19 protein-coding genes are annotated in these 15,621 nt (G+C 65.5%); 9 read left to right on the forward strand and 10 right to left on the reverse strand.

The annotated features are described in order from the left end of the window. Positions 1 to 25 precede the first annotated feature (25 nt). A complete protein-coding gene (locus AWB83_RS04615) occupies positions 26 to 1,054 on the forward strand; it encodes a S1C family serine protease (RefSeq protein ID WP_087043054.1) in 1,029 nt (342 codons plus the stop codon). A 50-nt stretch (positions 1,055 to 1,104) separates the two neighbouring features. Here the strand turns inward: AWB83_RS04615 and AWB83_RS04620 are convergent, their stop codons facing one another. Then, on the reverse strand, positions 1,105 to 1,395 hold the full coding sequence (locus AWB83_RS04620) for a hypothetical protein (protein WP_087043055.1): 291 nt from the start codon (positions 1,393 to 1,395) through the stop codon (positions 1,105 to 1,107). A 273-nt stretch (positions 1,396 to 1,668) separates the two neighbouring features. On the opposite strand from AWB83_RS04620, the gene AWB83_RS36415 reads away from it, so the two are divergent. After that, positions 1,669 to 1,842: a hypothetical protein gene (locus tag AWB83_RS36415; protein WP_159463011.1), complete on the forward strand. Its 174-nt coding sequence runs from the start codon at positions 1,669 to 1,671 to the stop codon at positions 1,840 to 1,842. A gap of 58 nt (positions 1,843 to 1,900) precedes the next feature. Here AWB83_RS36415 and AWB83_RS04625 read toward each other — a convergent pair whose 3' ends face one another. After that, on the reverse strand, positions 1,901 to 2,275 hold the full coding sequence (locus AWB83_RS04625; protein WP_244197569.1) for a hypothetical protein: 375 nt from the start codon (positions 2,273 to 2,275) through the stop codon (positions 1,901 to 1,903). Positions 2,276 to 2,540: 265 nt separating this feature from the next. Here AWB83_RS04625 and AWB83_RS04630 point away from each other — a divergent pair, with 265 nt between their 5' ends. Beyond that, positions 2,541 to 2,975 carry a hypothetical protein gene (locus tag AWB83_RS04630; protein ID WP_087043056.1) on the forward strand — a complete coding sequence of 145 codons (435 nt, stop codon included), beginning with the start codon at positions 2,541 to 2,543 and terminating at the stop codon, positions 2,973 to 2,975. Between the two features lie 9 nt (positions 2,976 to 2,984). Here AWB83_RS04630 and AWB83_RS04635 read toward each other — a convergent pair whose 3' ends face one another. Next, entirely contained in the window at positions 2,985 to 3,200 is a 216-nt protein-coding gene (locus tag AWB83_RS04635; protein WP_087043057.1) for a hypothetical protein, read from the reverse strand. 403 nt (positions 3,201 to 3,603) lie between these two features. On the opposite strand from AWB83_RS04635, the gene AWB83_RS04640 reads away from it, so the two are divergent. Further along, a complete protein-coding gene (locus AWB83_RS04640) occupies positions 3,604 to 4,530 on the forward strand; it encodes a DMT family transporter (RefSeq protein WP_087043058.1) in 927 nt (308 codons plus the stop codon). A 29-nt stretch (positions 4,531 to 4,559) separates the two neighbouring features. Here AWB83_RS04640 and AWB83_RS04645 read toward each other — a convergent pair whose 3' ends face one another. Continuing rightward, a complete protein-coding gene (locus tag AWB83_RS04645; RefSeq protein ID WP_087043059.1) occupies positions 4,560 to 4,775 on the reverse strand; it encodes a helix-turn-helix domain-containing protein in 216 nt (71 codons plus the stop codon). A gap of 627 nt (positions 4,776 to 5,402) precedes the next feature. On the opposite strand from AWB83_RS04645, the gene phaP reads away from it, so the two are divergent. Then, positions 5,403 to 5,969 (forward strand): TIGR01841 family phasin, encoded by a 567-nt coding sequence (gene phaP / locus AWB83_RS04650; RefSeq protein WP_244197570.1) that lies wholly within the window; start codon positions 5,403 to 5,405, stop codon positions 5,967 to 5,969. 68 nt (positions 5,970 to 6,037) lie between these two features. Here the strand turns inward: phaP and AWB83_RS04655 are convergent, their stop codons facing one another. The 4 genes from AWB83_RS04655 to AWB83_RS37510 are packed head-to-tail and all read right to left on the reverse strand — an operon-like array spanning position 6,038 to position 8,520. Further along, positions 6,038 to 6,406, reverse strand: coding sequence for a DOPA 4,5-dioxygenase family protein (locus tag AWB83_RS04655; protein ID WP_087043061.1), 369 nt, complete (start codon positions 6,404 to 6,406; stop codon positions 6,038 to 6,040). Between the two features lie 40 nt (positions 6,407 to 6,446). After that, positions 6,447 to 6,806 (reverse strand): hypothetical protein, encoded by a 360-nt coding sequence (locus AWB83_RS04660; RefSeq protein WP_087043062.1) that lies wholly within the window; start codon positions 6,804 to 6,806, stop codon positions 6,447 to 6,449. Then, entirely contained in the window at positions 6,806 to 8,395 is a 1,590-nt protein-coding gene (locus tag AWB83_RS04665; protein ID WP_208636699.1) for an FAD-binding oxidoreductase, read from the reverse strand. The genes AWB83_RS04660 and AWB83_RS04665 overlap by 1 nt, the downstream gene beginning before the upstream one ends. Next, a complete protein-coding gene (locus AWB83_RS37510; RefSeq protein ID WP_279629073.1) occupies positions 8,392 to 8,520 on the reverse strand; it encodes a hypothetical protein in 129 nt (42 codons plus the stop codon). Before AWB83_RS37510 ends, AWB83_RS04665 begins: the two co-directional genes overlap by 4 nt. Before the next feature lie 172 nt (positions 8,521 to 8,692). On the opposite strand from AWB83_RS37510, the gene AWB83_RS04675 reads away from it, so the two are divergent. From AWB83_RS04675 to AWB83_RS04690, 4 genes are all read left to right on the forward strand, one after another. Further along, complete coding sequence (locus tag AWB83_RS04675; RefSeq protein ID WP_087043064.1) at positions 8,693 to 10,102, forward strand: aminotransferase-like domain-containing protein; 1,410 nt, start codon at positions 8,693 to 8,695, stop codon at positions 10,100 to 10,102. A 42-nt stretch (positions 10,103 to 10,144) separates the two neighbouring features. Next, a complete protein-coding gene (locus tag AWB83_RS04680) occupies positions 10,145 to 12,457 on the forward strand; it encodes an ATP-dependent DNA helicase (RefSeq protein ID WP_087043065.1) in 2,313 nt (770 codons plus the stop codon). Between the two features lie 107 nt (positions 12,458 to 12,564). Next, positions 12,565 to 13,059, forward strand: coding sequence for a hemerythrin domain-containing protein (locus AWB83_RS04685; RefSeq protein WP_087043066.1), 495 nt, complete (start codon positions 12,565 to 12,567; stop codon positions 13,057 to 13,059). A 98-nt stretch (positions 13,060 to 13,157) separates the two neighbouring features. Further along, entirely contained in the window at positions 13,158 to 13,904 is a 747-nt protein-coding gene (locus tag AWB83_RS04690; RefSeq protein ID WP_087043067.1) for a 2OG-Fe(II) oxygenase, read from the forward strand. A 59-nt stretch (positions 13,905 to 13,963) separates the two neighbouring features. Here the strand turns inward: AWB83_RS04690 and ribA are convergent, their stop codons facing one another. After that, a complete protein-coding gene (ribA, locus tag AWB83_RS04695) occupies positions 13,964 to 14,632 on the reverse strand; it encodes a GTP cyclohydrolase II (RefSeq protein WP_087043068.1) in 669 nt (222 codons plus the stop codon). A gap of 200 nt (positions 14,633 to 14,832) precedes the next feature. Further along, positions 14,833 to 15,045: an NAD(P)-binding domain-containing protein gene (locus AWB83_RS04700; protein ID WP_244197571.1), complete on the reverse strand. Its 213-nt coding sequence runs from the start codon at positions 15,043 to 15,045 to the stop codon at positions 14,833 to 14,835. Between the last annotated feature and the right edge of the window lie 576 nt (positions 15,046 to 15,621).

A 15,621-nucleotide genomic window follows, 5' to 3' on the forward strand; every position in this document is an offset into this window, starting at 1 on the left:
TCCAGATCTCTGGAGTCAAATCAACATGGGAAGCCGGCCTCAATTCATCGACGATCTTGCGCGCGGGCCGCAAGACGCCGCGCCCTCCGCCCCGCTCGACGACACCGCCCTGCTCGACGCCTATTCGCGCACGATCATCGGCGCGCTCGAGCGCGTGCAGCAGGCGGTGGTTTTCATCTCGGTCGAACGCCAGCTCGCCGACCAGCGCGGCGCGCGCCGCAATGCCGGCGGCACGGGCTCGGGTTTCATCTTCACGCCCGACGGCTATCTGCTGACCAATAGCCACGTCGTGCACGGGGCGACGCATATCGTCGTCACGCTCGCGGACGGCACGCGTTTCGACGCCGATCTCGTCGGCGACGATCCCGCGAGCGACCTCGCGGTACTGCGCATCGGCTCGCCGGAGCCGTTGCCGCATGTCGAACTCGGCGAATCCGGCGGCCTGCGCGTCGGGCAGATCGCGATCGCGGTCGGCAATCCGCTCGGGCTCGCGCAGACCGTCACGACGGGCGTCGTGTCCGCGCTCGGCCGCTCGTTGCGCTCGACGTCGGGCCGCATGATCTACGACGTCATTCAGACCGATGCGGCGCTCAACCCCGGCAACTCGGGCGGGCCGCTCATCAATTCGGCGGGGCAAGTGATCGGCGTGAACACGGCGATCATCGCGGGAGCGCAGGCAATCTCCTTCGCCACCGCGATCGACACCGCGAAGTGGGTCATCATGCAGATCTTCGCGTACGGCCGCGTGCGGCGTGCGTATATCGGCGTCGCGGGCACGACCACGCCGATATCGCGGCGCGTGCAGCGCTTTTTCGAGCTCGCTTCGGCGAGCGGCGTGCACGTGATGGAGATCGTGAAAGACAGCCCCGCCGCGCTCGGCGGGCTCAGGGTGGGCGATCGCATCGTCGCGGTGGATGGCATCGCCGTCGACAGCGTAGACGGCTTGCAGCGCACGCTGGATGCATCGCGCATCGATCGGCCGGTGAAGATCGCGGTGCTGCGCGGCACGCAGAAGGTTGATGTCGAAGTGACGCCTGTGGAGCAGGCGGGCTGACGTCGCGGCGGCGCACGTCCGACATGCGCCGCCACTCACGCCGATTCACTTCATTTTCTGCTGCCGGTCTCCTCCGCAGCCTCTCCCGCGTCCCCCGTGACTCGTTCAGACGCATCGCCGAAAACCTGCGCCAGGCGTTCGCGCAGCGCGGCGGCATCGCGCCGCAGCAACTCGTTCGCCGTCGCGCCCATCAATGCATCGATGCGCCGCTTCCAGTACTCGGGCCGCATGACCGGATGGCGCGTCGGCGCGCGGCGCTCGCGCGTCGCGGCGCGCTCGAGTTCGGAAATCATCCGTCCTATGTGCGCGAGTTCTTCCTGCGCATGCTGATCGGCGCTCACAGGGTTCGTCCCCTTTACCCGCGTTGCGGTTCCATGCGGGTTCCTCTCTGCTAAACGACACAGCCGCAAGGTTTATTCCAAATTGAAAGCGCGCGCGCAAGTCAAGGCCCGCCGCATTGCGCAATCGGAAAGTATCCTGGCGGCTGTGTGCGCTAGCAGCCGGTAGCGCCCCGGCCGCTACGGCTTAATGCAAAAGCAGAAGGCAGCGCGCGCACGGGTCGCCCCGGCGAACGATCTGCCGTGTCGGGGGAAGGTCCTGGAAAAAGGATTGCCATGCACACGCACAAGAAAAACCAGACGGCTTCTCGCCGCCAGGCGTTCCGTTGTACTGGCCAGCAACTCGATGCGATTCTGCGTTTCGCCGAAGAGCGCGGGCTCGATCATCAGCCGCTGCATTGGGTCGTCGCCGAGTTCTGGCGATATCACGCGCAGGTGAAAGCGGCCTGAGCGTTTCATTCTTTTCGTTCGCCCGGCACGGCGCTTTTGCAGAATGACGCCGACGGTGTCATTGACCCGACAGCACGCGCTCCTTGAGCACCCAGATCGCGGTGGGCACCGCGTAATAGCCGCTGAGGTTGCCGGTGACGAGCTTGCCCGTCAACTGGATGCGCGCGTTCTCGGTCGGCGTGGCGTCGATGATCTGCACCGCCGACACATTCGATTGCTGCCGCGCGCCTTGCCCCGTGCTTGCGCTCAGCACGCAGACCGGGCTCGTCAGCGACAACACCCAGACCGGCTTCGTCGCCGCCTCCGCGTCGTGCGGCGCCTGTCGCGTGGCCGTGCCCTCGAGCGTGACCACGTCGCCATCGCTGTAGCACGGCGCAGCCTTCGCCGAACCCGCCACCAGCACGAACAACAAAGCGTAGGCCTTCGAAATCATTCGAACCTCGCCGGAAGACGCATCGGGGTGACGCGCGATTGTCGGAAAGAGAAGCTAAGTCACTTTAGGCGATAGGCGTTGGGGTCGCAACCCGGTGAAGCGCCCATCGACAGCGGACAAGGGCTTTCAAAACCGTCATGCGGGAACGCCCGTTGCTGCGCTTCATCTGAAGATTGGAACAGCATGAAAACGGATAAGGACTGCGCACACCATGGCATCAGTTGCGCGGTTCGCGAACCGAAGCGGACCGACAGAGGGGGCGACGATGAATCAGGTCATAGTTGGCGTGTTTGGCTCTTATCGGGACGGACACGAGGCATTACGGGCGCTGCAGCTCGCCGGCTTGCGGCGCGACGATGCGCATCTCTACATGGCGGGACGCGACGAGACCGACATCGACGCACTCCTTCCGCCCGCTCACGACGAGGACGACGCCGAATATGTCGCGCACGGCGAGCACCAGGGCGTGATCGCGCGCAATCGCTTCGTGCCGGACGAGCCGATGCGCGAGCCTGCACCGAGATCCCACGCGACCAACGACGACGCCACGCCGCAGCGCACCTTGCTGGTCATTCGCTTGACCGACGAGATCAAGGCCGCCGCCGTGGGCGAGGTGCTGCACGAACACGGCGCGATCGCGGTGAAGGACCCAAGCGGCCATTGGCGCTTCTCGCCGTACAAGAACGCAGCGCGCGTCTGAACGCGATTGTCAGTGCATGCCCCGGTGCGGCTTTCCCGGTTGCTGTCGCTCGTCGCCCGCTGAGCTGCCCCCGCGCTCGCCGTCGTCCTGCTCTTCCTCCGGCGAATCCTCGTGCGCCAGATCGCGCGCCGCCTGCGCTGCGGCTGCCGCCCGCAAGCGCCGGCAATGCGCGGAATGCCGGAACGTCGCCAGCATGCGCACGACTTCGCGTGTCCTCGTTCTCATCGTTGCCTCCTCTCGAAGCAGTTGAGAAACTACTTTAAGTGTAGGCGGCGAAGCGGCGATGGCAAGGGTTTCGAGTGAAACAATCATCTTCCGCGAGCATTCAGGCGCGCAAGGGTGTTTGCGGCGCCGCATTCACGTCCGCGCATCCCGCTGCACACGTCTAACGTGCAATTGGACGAACCGTCTAGTTCATTTTTCATCGCGTGACCGGAGCACAACACGAACGAAAAGAACTTTACTGTCGCCTTGCCACGAGCCGGTGATGCCCGGAGAATCGAAGCAACGGCCTGAAAGACCGTTTCTTCATGAAGGCCGTCAGCAGAAACGCCCGGCGCCATGCCATCGAAACCAATCGAACGAATGGACGCGTTTCCGCGCCGGGCGGCAAACCCACGGAAACTCGATGGCAACCTTAGAGGGCAAGGCGCGATACCGGACTGATACCGATAACACCGGGGCCGGCATTGCCATCATGGTCCTGACGACGGCCACCTTCGCGGCAAGCGATTCTACGGTCAAGCTGATCGGCGCGGCGGTCCCTTTACTGGCGCTCCTCTGGGTGCGCTATCTGTTTCAGATGATCGTGCTGGGCGTCTGGCAAGTGCGGCGCGGCGCGTTCGGCCTCTTCCGCACGGACAGCGTGAAGCTGCAGGTCGTGCGCGCGGTGCTGCTGCTCACGAATTCGGCCTGCACCTTCGCGGGCCTGCGTCACCTGCCGCTGCCGGTGACGACCTCGCTCGCGATGCTCGCGCCGCTCATCTCCACGCTGCTGGCCGCGCTCCTGCTGAAAGACGACGTTCCCCGCAGCAAATGGGCGATGGTCGTGCTCGGCTTCATCGGCATGCTGCTCGTCGTGCGGCCGGGCGGCAGCCAGTTCAGCTGGACGGTCGTCTACCCGATCGGCGCGGCCACGACTTTCGCGTGCTTCCAGGTCGTGTCGAGCCATCTATCGCGCGTCGACGACGCGATCACCACCAACTTCCTGACCGCTCTCGTCGCAACCATCATCCTGTGCGTGCTCGTGTGGATGGACCAAGCGGAAACCTTGCCGGCGATCGCACAAGTGCGGGCGGGAAGCTGGCTGCTCGTCGCGTTCATGGCGACCATGGCGACCATCGGGCAACTGCTGATGCTGCAGGCATTGCGGCGCGCGCCGCTCTCCGTCCTCACGCCCTTCGCCTATGGACAACTGGCGTTCGCAGCCTTCTTCAGCTGGCTGCTGTTCGGTCAGGTGCCGGACACGTGGATGGCCATCGGCATGTGCGTGATCGCCGCGAGCGGCATCGGCACCGTGCTGCTGCACGGACGCAAGCCGGCTTCGGCGCAATAGCCGACGCGGCCTGCGCCGTTCGACAGCGATCAGTTGGCGGCCGGAGCGTGCTGCGCCTGGCCCGTACACAGCCAGTGCACGTCGAGATCGAGCGCCTTGGCGATGCGGTTGAATGCGGACAGCGGCGGCACCGTGATGCCGCGGCGCCAGAACTGCACGTCGTGCTCGCTCACGTCGAGCCAGCCGGCCGCTCTTGCGGAACTGACGTTTGCCTTCTGCAGGGCCCGGTCGAGTCGTGCGGCCATCGCGCGCCGCAGGGCATTGTCTTCGTGACTACGTTCAAGGTGGCCAAGGGTTCGGGAATGTCGCCCCATTTTCTTCAAGTCTCTCGATTTATATTTTTGCCGTTCAGCGCCGGCTAATTCGCGCGAGGGTAAATCGTACCCAGTTCCGATGACCAGGCAGTGACAGAAATACCGGGAAACAGTCACTCCGAATTACGAACCGTCGCGCGTGTTGCAGTGCGAGATTCTTCCAATTGGCGCATCAATGCGTCAAGTGGGGAAACAACGCATTCGGCAAGCTTTGACCTAGGTGTTTACGCGAAGGACAGCGGATTTACGTACCGGTCCGACCTCAGGCGAAGGCCCATTCACCATGAATGCTTCGTGGGCATTCTTACGTCTGCTGAAATATTGTTCAAATAAAATGATCGTACGAATCAGGCGATTTACGATCGAATCACTCGCTCTTTAATAAGCCTGCTTATTTACTGATTTCTTCGCCGATATTTTTGACGAATCGCAGCATGGTTTAAAGTCAAGCGGGGAAAACGTAATTGACACTTCACGCACTTTCCTTAAAATAGTTCGTTCGCTGCACTGCACAAATTCATCGGGTAATCAATTGGCAACTTCCACATGGAGTCGAGCATGAGCAGTCTTGCGCCGGAAAATGTACTTGCATCACAAAAGGCGGGCGTCGACACGACCTTCGGTTTCGCCGCACAAGCCGTCGAAGGCTTCGAGAAGCTGATCGATCTGAACGTGCGCACGCTCAGGACGGTACTCGACGAGCATCAGGCGCTCGTCGCCAGGTCGCTCTCCGTGCGCGATCCGCAGGAATTCCTTGCGCTTCAGAACCAGCATCTGCAGGACAGCGCGCAACGCGTGCAGGCTTATTGGACGAACGTCTACGAGATCGCTTCGGGCGTGCGTGGCGGCTGCATGGAAGCGGTGCAGGACCAGATCGAGAAATCGCAGCGCAATGTGCACGCGTTCGTCGAAAGCCTGGCGAGCAATGCGCCCGTCGGCAGCGAAGCCGTCGTGACCGCGTGGAAATCCGCGATCGACGTCGCGACGGAATCCGCCAACTCGGCGTACGAAGCCGCGAAGAGGGCCGCGCGTCAGGTGGTCGAGGCCGCGCAGAACGACGCCGTTGTCGCAAGCCGCACTGCCGTGCGTGCCGCGTCGCCGAAAACGGCAAGCGCGAAGAAGTAAGCCGGCGGGTTGCGGCAGCGGAGGAAGGCGGACGCGGTCCGCCTTTTTATGCTTCGGCTCCAGGCGATTCAGCCGCCCAGCGTCTTCAGCGAGAGTTCATGCGAGCGGCCGATCCACACCGCCGAGTCGCGATGGTCGCGCAGCGCGTCGCCGGTGTTGGGGTGCATGAAGACGTCGAGCGCGCCGTGGTTGAGCGTCAGCCATTCGAGCATCGGCGCGAGCAACTCGCCGCCGAAGCCCAGTTGAAACGACCACTTCGGATGCGGTCCGACCGGCCGTTCGTGAAAGCGGCCCAGCCGCAGCGCGCCGCCCTGCAGTTCGTCCGCGAACCGGTCTTCGATGACGAGCCGCAATTGCCAGGCCGCGTCGCGGTTCTCGGCATCGAAATAGGCGTGGGCATGCCAGTCCGTGATCGTGCGTGTGTCCTTGGCGTCCATCGTTCAGGCCGCGTGCGGCGTTATCCGGAAACGCCTCATTTTAGCGTTCCAGCGTCCAGAGCACCGCGTGCTCGTCGAGCATGCGCCGGGTCGCGCGCATGCCGATGCCCGCGGCCAGTTGCGTCAGCACGAACGCATCGGCGCAGCGTGTCAGGCCGCCCACTCCTCGCGACGACATCGCCTCCAGCGACAATCGCTCGAACCACAGCCAGCCCGCATCGCCGGAGAGCAAGGCGATGCGCGAGCCGCTCAGCCGCGCGCGCCGGATCAGGACGCCGCTCTGCGGAAGTTCTTCGTCGATGACCCAGGTTCGCGTCGGTGCCGCAGCGCCGCCGAACCCGGTGCACACGAGTCCGGATGCGCAAGTCGCGATGAGAAACGCGCGCCGCGACGTGCTCATCACCCCTCCCCTTCGAAGCGCTTTGGCCAGATCCCCTGCTTGCCCGGCGACAGAATGCCGTTCGGATCGAGCGATGTCTTGATCGCGTTCGACAACCGCATCAGCGCATGATCGTTGAAGTCGTATTGCGCGGCGGCGAGATCCATGAACGACAGATGGGTTCGATATTGCCCATAACCGGCCGCGCCCGCATCACGGATCAGGGCTTCGATCAGCGCGCCGGCATCGCGCGCCTGTTTCGGATCGTCGCGGTCGAAGATCGCCGCGAAGATGTGATGCATCGCGCGCTCGCCCGCCGTGAAGCCGCCGTAGTAATCGAAACCGTATTGCGCGGCGCGCTCGCGCACCATGCGGACCTGCTTCACGGCGTCGCGTCCGACCGTCGGGCAGATCGGCGAGAAATCGATGTGCGCGCCCGAGCCGCCGCGCCAGTTGAGCAGGTTGAACGCCTCGAGCCCCGGAATGCCGACCTGGGCGCGATCGCCGCCGCCCGTCGGTTCCACGGCGCCGTCGCGATACGGCATCTCGAACAGCGTCGCGCCCGCGATCTCCGTGAAACGCGCGTGCGCGATGTCGCGCCGCGCCTTCACGAGCGACGGCGGTCCGTACAGACAGAAGCGCAGGTTCCAGCGCCCGATGCCGATCTTGCGCGCCATCGCGTCGACGGCTTCGTCGGGCATGGCGCCGTCGCCGTCGTACCACTGCCTGCGCGTCGAGACGCCCGCCGCCCAGCGCACCGCGCTCTCGATCACGGCATGGCTCTGGATCGTGCCATCCATCCTGAGCGGGCGCAGCGTGTCCACGACGCGCTCGAGATCGTCCTCGCGCGCGAACGCGTAGCGGCAGATCATGTAGCCCTCGGGCGCGGGCATGAGCCAGATGCCGAGCTTCGTGACCACGCCGAAGCTCGACTGCATGAACAGGCCGTCATATGACGGCCCGAAGCCGCCCTTGAACACCTGCCATGCGCGGCTCGCGGACATCGCGCCCATGCCGGTGCGCACGACATCGCCGTTGGCCAGCACCACTTCCATGCCGCACTGACGGTCCGCGTGGTCGCCGTAAGGCGTCGTGCCGTAGCCGCGCTCGAGCGTGTTGCCGACGACGCTGCCCCACCCTGCGGCAGGCGGATCGACCCAGAAGCGCCGCGGCGTGCCGAGCGCGCGATGCAGGTCGTAGTAAGTGACGCCCGGCTCGACGAGCGCATAGCCCAGGGTCTCGTCGATTTCGATGATGCGATTCATGCGCCGCAGGTCGAGCACGACGCATCCGCGCATGCGCGGCGCCGCGCCGCCGTAGGCGAAGTTGCGGCCGGTGGAGACGGTCCAGAGCGGCACGCGATGGCGATTGGCGACGGCGAGCGCCGCGCGCACGCCATCGACGTCCTTCGGCAACACGACGGCGGACGGCGCGTGCGCGATCGCATCGCCGGGTGCGAACGGATCGAGATATGAAGCGGGGTCGGCCGGCAGCACGGCATCGCTGCCGAGCGCCGCCGCGAATGCCGCGAGCGCCGCGCGAAACGCCGCCGCCGAGAGGCCTGGCGGCAGCGGCGCGGCGTTTTGACTGGCTGGCGTGGCCCGGGTCAATATCCGCCGCTGCTGCCGCTGCTGGAATTCGTGCCGGACGACGACGTGCCGCCGTCGGTCTGACAACCGGCCAGCAAGCCGGCGAGCAGTGCGAGCATGACTGTTGCAATTCTGGCGAGCTTCATGAAATACCTCCGAAAGGAACGATCGAGCCAGGCGCGGCGATGAAGCCGCTTCTTCATTAAACGCGCAGGGGCACGCCGATATTCCCGCCGTTCGCGTCCATTTCGACGACAGCCCTGTGAGACAATTTCGCGCCGCGCCGGCCCGTGCGCGGTATTTCATTCACCTCACGCGATGAAGCGCTACCAAGCCCTTGCCGACACGATGGCCGCCGAGATTCGCGCGGGCAGGCTGCCCGTCGGCGCGCGGCTGCCTTCGGTGCGGCATCTGACGACGCAATACGGCGTCGGCCAGTCGACGGTCTTTCGCGCGTACTACCTGCTCGAGGAATGGGGGCTTATCCGCGCGCGTGAACGCTCCGGCTATTACGTCGCGCCGGGAGCGAGGCTCTCGACGCAAGCGGCCCCGCCCGCGCCGCTCGCCGCCCCCGCGCCCATCGACGTGAGCAGTCTCGTCTTCTCCGTGCTCGATGCGGTCAGGCGTCCCGATGTCGCGCCGCTCGGCTCGGCGTTTCCGTCGCCGAAGCTGTTTCCGCTGCCGCGTCTTGCGAAGTCGCTCGGGCACGCGGCGCGCATGCTCGATCCGTGGAGCACGGTCGTCGACATGCCGCCGGGCAACGAGCAGTTGCGGCGGCAGATCGCGCTGCGCTACATCGGCATGGGTATCGCGCAGCCGATGGAAGAGCTCATCGTGACGAACGGCGCGATGGAAGCGCTCACGCTCGGTCTCATGGCCGTGACGAAGCCGGGCGACGTCGTCGCGATCGAGTCGCCGTGTTTCTATGCGGCGTTGCAGGCGGTCGAGCATCTGGGCCTGCGCGCGGTCGAGATTCCCGTCGATCCGCGGGACGGGCTCGATCTCGACGTGCTCGCCGAGGCGCTCGACAGGCATCCGTTGCGCGCGTGCTGGTTCATGACGAACTTCCAGAATCCGACCGGCGCGACGCTTTCCGTCGAGAAAAAGCGCGCGCTCGTCGAGCTGCTCGCGAAGCACGACGTCCCGCTCATCGAAGACGATGTCTACGGCGAGCTGCATTTCGCGCAGGATCGCCCGCCGCCCGCGAAAGCCTTCGACACGAAGGGGCTCGTCCTGCATTGCGCGTCGCTGTCGAAGACGCTCGCGCCGGGCTACCGGCTCGGCTGGGTCGCGGCGGGCCGCTTCGCCCATCAGATCCGGCGCCTCAAGCTGATGACGACCCTCTCGACCAGCATTCCGATTCAGGCGGGCATCGCGGATTATCTCCAGCACGGCGGCTTCGACAAGCATCTGCGCAAGCTGCGCGGTGAGCTGCTCACGCAACGCGGCGCGATGGAAGCGGCCATCGCGCGCTGGCTGCCGCCGGATGTGTCCTTCGTGCGCCCGGACGGCGGCTATTTCCTGTGGCTGAAGCTGGCCGGGCACGTCGATGCGATGCAGTTGCATCGGCGCGCGCTCGAGCACGGCATCAACGTGACGCCGGGACCGATCTTCTCGGCGCGTCATGCGTATGGGAACTACGTGCGCATCAATTTCGGCCATCCGTGGTCGGCGCAAATCGAAAGCGCGATGAAAACGCTCGGCGACCTGTTGCGGGCGCCGGCGTAGCGCGCGCTCTGACGCCGGTATCCGCGTGCTAGACTACTGTACATGCATACAGTATCCGAGCCCGCCTACACCGTCGCCGTGCGCGCGCTGTGCGAGTTCACCGCGAAGCAAGGCGATCTCGATCTGCGTTTCACGCCCACGCCGAGCGCGCAGGAAGGCGTCGCGGGCCACGTCACCGTCATGGGCCGGCGGCCGGCGGGGTATCTGAAGGAAATCTCCCTCTCCGAAGAACACGGTCCGCTGCGCGTGCGCGGACGCGCCGACGGCTACGATCCCGCGCTCAACCGGCTCGAAGAGATCAAGACGTATCGCGGCAGGCTCGACTGCATGCCGCAGAACCATCGGCATCTGCACTGGGCGCAGGCGCGCGTGTACGGGCATCTGATGTGCCGCAAGCTCGGTCTCGCCGGGATCGAGATCGCGCTCGTGTATTTCGATATTGCCGATCAGACCGAGAGCGTACTCGTCGAAACGCACACGGCAAGCGCCCTCGCCGCGCACTTCGAGGACCACTGCGAGCGCTTCATCGCGTGGGCGCGGCAGGAGCTGAAGCACGGCGCCGCGCGCGACGCCGCCCTCGCCGCGCTCGCGTTTCCTCACGCGGATTTCCGCCCCGGGCAGCGCGCGCTCGCCGAAGCGGTCTATCGCTCGGCGGTGTCGGGGCGCTGTCTCGCCGCGCAGGCGCCGACGGGCATCGGCAAGACGGTCGGCACGCTCTTTCCGCTGCTGAAGGCGTGGCCCGGGCAGCGGCTCGACAGGATCTTCTTTCTGACGGCGAAAAGCGCCGGACGGCAGCTCGCGCTCGATGCGCTGACCACGCTCGCCGCGCAGCCCTTGCGCGTCGTCGAGCTGGTCGCGCGCGACAAGGCTTGCGAATATCCCGACCGCGCGTGTCACGGGGAATCGTGTCCGCTCGCGCGCGGCTTCTACGATCGCCTCCCCGCCGCGCGCGCCGCCGCACTCGAACGCGCGCAACTCGATCGCGCGTCGATCGCGGACGTCGCGCGGGCGCACGAAGTCTGTCCGTACTATCTGAGCCAGGAACTGTCGCGCTGGAGCGATGTGATCGTCGGCGATTACAACTACTACTTCGATTCGAGCGCGATGCTCTTCGCGCTCGCCGAAGCGAACCGCTGGCGCGTTGCGGTGCTCGTCGACGAAGCGCACAACCTCGTCGAACGGGCGCGCGGCATGTACTCCGCGACGCTCGATCAGGCCGCCTTCGACGCGATGCGCCGCGGCGCGCCTCCTTCGCTCAGGAGGACGCTCGGCCGCGTCGCGCGAAGCTGGAACGACATGGCGCGCGAGCAGGACGAGACAGGCGCCGAATACATGACCTACCCGGAACCGCCCGCGCGCCTTCTGACCGCGCTCGGCCAAGCCGTCTCGCAAATGACGGAAATGCTCGGCGAGCAGCCCGACGTGTTCACGCCCGAAACCTTGCGCTTCTATTTCGATGCCGTGCATTTCACGCGCATCGCGGAGCGTTTCGGTTCGCACTCGATCTTCGACATCACGCTCGGCGGCGCGGGTTCCAGTGTGAAGAAGCGCCGCGCCGCGCTGTGCCTGCGCAACGTGGTCCCCGCGCCGCATCTCGCGCCGCGTTTGGCTCGCGCCCACAGCGTCGCGCTGTTTTCCGCGACGCTCACGCCCGCGCACTTCTACGCCGATACGCTCGGGCTGCCGGAATCGAGCGTGCGCATCGACGTGGAGTCGCCGTTCAGCGCCGAGCAGCTCGACGTGCGCGCGATCGCCGACGTCTCCACGCGCTATCGCGACCGTGAAGGCTCGGTGGCGCGCATCGCCGATCTGATCGCCGCGCAGTTCTTCCGCGCCGAAGGCAATTACCTGAGTTTTTCGAGCAGCTTCGAGTATCTCGAGCAGGTCGCGGCGGCGCTCGCGGCGCGCCATCCGTCGATTCCGTGCTGGCAGCAGTCGCGCGCGATGAGCGAGGCGGCGCAACGCGAGTTCCTCGCGCGCTTCGTGCCGGACGGGCGCGGCGTCGGCTTCGCGGTGCTGGGCGGCGCGTTCGGCGAGGCGGTCGATCTGCCCGGCACGCGGCTCATCGGCGCGTTCGTCGCGACGCTGGGCCTGCCGCCGCTGAACCCCGTCAACCAGCAGATGAAAGCCTGCATGCACGAGGCATTCGGCGAAGGCTACGCCTACGCGTATCTTTTTCCCGGCGTGCAGAAAGTGGTGCAGGCGGCCGGGCGCGTGATCCGCGGACCGCTCGATCGCGGCGTGCTCTATCTGATCGACGACCGCTTCACCCGCGCCGAGGTGCGGCGCCTCCTGCCCGCGTGGTGGCGGATCAAGGTGCTGCGCCAGCGCGATTCATCGAGCGCCGGCGTGTGACCGCGCGCGCGGCCGATGCGCTCGCGGGCACCCGGCTTGCTGCTCTTTGGCACCTTCGGGAAAAACTTGTCCCCGCCGGGCCGAAGAGCCCTCACTGGAGAATCCACATGTCCACCGCTCAAACTTCGCGGCAACCGGATGCGCTCGACATCCTGGAAGCCGATCACCGCGCCGTCGAGCAGCTTTTCGATGCCTTCGACCGCGCGCCGCACGACGATCTGGAGCGCAAGGCCACGCTCGTTCAGCGCGCCTGCGAGCTCCTTTCGATTCATTCGATCGTCGAGGAAGAGCTGCTTTATCCGGCTGCCCGCCAGGCGCTCGGCGGCGCGAAGGTGATCGACGTCGACGAGGCCTATGTCGAGCATTTTCTCGTCAAGACGCTGATCGAAAAGTTCGCGAACCTGAAAGCCGGCGACGCGGGCTTCGACGCGACCTTCACAGTCCTGAAGGAGAACGTGACGCATCACGTCGAGGAAGAGGAATCGACGCTGTTTCCGGAAGTGCGCAAGACGGGCGTCGATCTCATGACGCTCGGCCGCAAGATCGAAGCACGCAAGGAAGCGCTGCAGAAGCGCATCACCGACGTGGCGATGGCGCACTGACGCGGCTTCGTCCGGAATTGCGCAGCAAGACCCGGAGTGCGTGCGGCGCGCGTGCGGCGCACACTGCACGCAGACTCACGCACATCCGGAGAATCAAGATGAAAGTGCTCGAACGGGCGGCCATGCCCGGGACCGCCGTTCCGCTCGGCGAACGCGTCGACGCGCTGGACTGGGCCGACCTCGAAGCGCAACTCGACGGTTACGGCTCGGCCACGGCGCCAGGCCTCCTTTCCCTCGACGAATGCGAGGCGCTCGCGAACCTCTACGAGCGCGACGCGCTCTTTCGCAGCCGCGTGGTGATGGAGCGGCACGGCTTCGGGCGCGGCGAATACAAGTACTTCGCCTACCCTCTGCCTGATCCCATCGCCGACGTGCGGCGCGCGGCGTACCCGCGTCTCGTGCCGATCGCCAATCGCTGGAACGAGGTGATGCGCATCGAGACGCGCTATCCGCGGGAGCATGCGGCGTTCATCGAACGATGCCACCGCGCGGAACAGGCGCGCCCGACGCCGCTTCTCCTGCGCTACGTACCCGGCGATTTCAACTGCCTGCATCAGGATCTGTACGGCGAGCACGTCTTCCCGATTCAGATGGCGATTCTGCTTTCGGCGCCCGGCCGCGATTTCACGGGCGGCGAGTTCGTCATGACGGAACAGCGTCCGCGCATGCAGTCGCGCGCGGAGGTCGTGCCGCTCGCGCAAGGCGATGCGGTGTTCTTCGCCGTGCATCACCGTCCGGTGCAAGGCACGCGCGGGCCGTATCGCGTGAACATGCGGCATGGCGTGAGCCGCCTGCGTTCAGGGCGGCGGCATATGCTCGGTGTGATCTTCCACGACGCGCGCTGAGCGGCCGCTGAGGCCGCGCGACGCGTCCAGTGGAGACGCGTGCCTGACGCGCGGGACGGTTATTCGTTCTCGTCGAAGTAATGACCGAAGCGAGCCTGCTTGGTCTTGATGTAGCGCTCGTTTTCCTCGCGCATCGGAATGGCGAGCGCGACGCGTTCGCATACGGGGATGTCGTGCTTGAGCAGCGTGTCGAACTTCGACGGATTGTTGCTCATCAGGCGCACCGACTTCACGTTCATCGCGCGCAGGATCGCGGCGGCGGAGTCGTACTCGCGGGCGTCGTCGGGAAGGCCGAGATGCAGGTTCGCATCGACCGTATCGAGCCCCTGCTCCTGCAGCGCGTACGCGCGGATCTTGTTCGCGAGCCCGATGCCGCGCCCTTCATGCCCGCGCAGATACAAAAGAATGCCGCGATTCTCGGCGGCGATATAGCGCAGCGCCAGATCGAGCTGCTCGCCGCAGTCGCAGCGGTAGGAGCCGAACACGTCGCCCGTCACGCATTCGGAATGCAGCCGGGTCAGGACCGATTCTCCGTCGCTCACGTCGCCCATGACGAAGGTGATGTGCTCGACGTCCGTATGCTTCACGCGGTAGACGTAGGAATCGAAAGTGCCGTACCGAGTCGGGATGGTAGCGGTCGCCACGAGCTCGACGTCCGCGCACTCGGCGCATTCGCCGAAGCGGTGTTGCGGGGTCTGCACGTCCTGCGGGGGAGAAGCGGTTTTCATAGGTCAATCAGCGAGTCCACGACGCCGGACGGCGGCGCGATCGATCGCGTTTCTACGCGTCCGGCAGCGCCAGCCCGGGATGTCATGTTAAAGCCCATCGGGAAAGTTTGCAGATTGTCGCACGGCGCGCGCATGTTCCCGCGCTTATCCGTACGGGCGTTCCGCGTTTCGAAGCCCGACCCTCGCTGCGCGGCACGGCCTCAGGCCGGATTCTCGAACGTGTCCGGGCTCTTGTCCGTGGCGCGCCACTCCGGCTTGCGCACCGGATCGGCCTTCTGCAGCGCGGCGCGCACGCCGGCGGCGTCGAAATCGCCCGTATAGACGGGCGTGGCCGGCTGCTGACGCCAGGAATCGTCGATCCCGCCCGCATCGACGGGATCGAAGCCGATTTCGTCGACGAGCTTCATGACCACGGCTTTCGCCTTCGCGTCGTCGCCCGCGACCGGCAGCGCGATGCGCCCGGCCGCCCCCGCCGGCTTGCCGCGATTGCGCAGGTGATCCGCATAGATGTTGGTCTATATACCTCCAATTGTTACACGAAACCTTGTCTCCTTTCCTCGAAATCGGCATAGTGGGTCGAGCAGCAGCCTTTTCTTAAAGGCGAGTAGCCAAGGACGGCGATGACCAAAGCGAGTAACGCAGCATTGGAGCGCTGGAGAACTATGGACGTATCCGACATCGTTCGCGTACTAGCGCCCTGTGCCGTGATGGACGCCACATTCGTGCCTTTGAAGGCAAAAAACTCCAAACGTTGGCATGTCGCTGTCGGAAATCGTCATTTCGAGCTCATAGCGACAGGTTCGCGTTTCTTCGACACTCGGTCCCATACCGGTGGCGCCGGCGCCGTGGATTTAGCGATGCACATTTCCTCTACGACTTTCTTAGTTTCGTAGCCGCGAACGCGTTGGATTGGAAACTTGCGCCCGGCACCCGGCCACCTCGGTGCAGCCGAACTGTATCGCGACTGGTCGATTAACGAATGCGGACTG

This window comes from Caballeronia ptereochthonis, assembly GCF_001545075.1.
Taxonomy (GTDB): domain Bacteria; phylum Pseudomonadota; class Gammaproteobacteria; order Burkholderiales; family Burkholderiaceae; genus Caballeronia; species Caballeronia ptereochthonis.

Coding starts and splice junctions, on each gene's coding strand:
- AWB83_RS36415 (WP_159463011.1), top strand. CDS start 1,669: ATGCACACGCACAAGAAAAACCAGACGGCTTCTCGCCGCCAGGCGTTC.
- phaP (WP_244197570.1), top strand. CDS start 5,403: ATGAGCAGTCTTGCGCCGGAAAATGTACTTGCATCACAAAAGGCGGGC.
- AWB83_RS04630 (WP_087043056.1), top strand. CDS start 2,541: ATGAATCAGGTCATAGTTGGCGTGTTTGGCTCTTATCGGGACGGACAC.
- AWB83_RS04640 (WP_087043058.1), top strand. CDS start 3,604: ATGGCAACCTTAGAGGGCAAGGCGCGATACCGGACTGATACCGATAAC.
- AWB83_RS04645 (WP_087043059.1), bottom strand. CDS start 4,775: ATGGCCGCACGACTCGACCGGGCCCTGCAGAAGGCAAACGTCAGTTCC.
- AWB83_RS04685 (WP_087043066.1), top strand. CDS start 12,565: ATGTCCACCGCTCAAACTTCGCGGCAACCGGATGCGCTCGACATCCTG.
- AWB83_RS04675 (WP_087043064.1), top strand. CDS start 8,693: ATGAAGCGCTACCAAGCCCTTGCCGACACGATGGCCGCCGAGATTCGC.
- AWB83_RS04635 (WP_087043057.1), bottom strand. CDS start 3,200: ATGAGAACGAGGACACGCGAAGTCGTGCGCATGCTGGCGACGTTCCGG.
- AWB83_RS04660 (WP_087043062.1), bottom strand. CDS start 6,806: ATGAGCACGTCGCGGCGCGCGTTTCTCATCGCGACTTGCGCATCCGGA.
- AWB83_RS04655 (WP_087043061.1), bottom strand. CDS start 6,406: ATGGACGCCAAGGACACACGCACGATCACGGACTGGCATGCCCACGCC.
- AWB83_RS04615 (WP_087043054.1), top strand. CDS start 26: ATGGGAAGCCGGCCTCAATTCATCGACGATCTTGCGCGCGGGCCGCAA.
- AWB83_RS04625 (WP_244197569.1), bottom strand. CDS start 2,275: ATGATTTCGAAGGCCTACGCTTTGTTGTTCGTGCTGGTGGCGGGTTCG.
- AWB83_RS04680 (WP_087043065.1), top strand. CDS start 10,145: ATGCATACAGTATCCGAGCCCGCCTACACCGTCGCCGTGCGCGCGCTG.
- AWB83_RS04690 (WP_087043067.1), top strand. CDS start 13,158: ATGAAAGTGCTCGAACGGGCGGCCATGCCCGGGACCGCCGTTCCGCTC.
- AWB83_RS37510 (WP_279629073.1), bottom strand. CDS start 8,520: ATGAAGCTCGCCAGAATTGCAACAGTCATGCTCGCACTGCTCGCCGGC.
- ribA (WP_087043068.1), bottom strand. CDS start 14,632: ATGAAAACCGCTTCTCCCCCGCAGGACGTGCAGACCCCGCAACACCGC.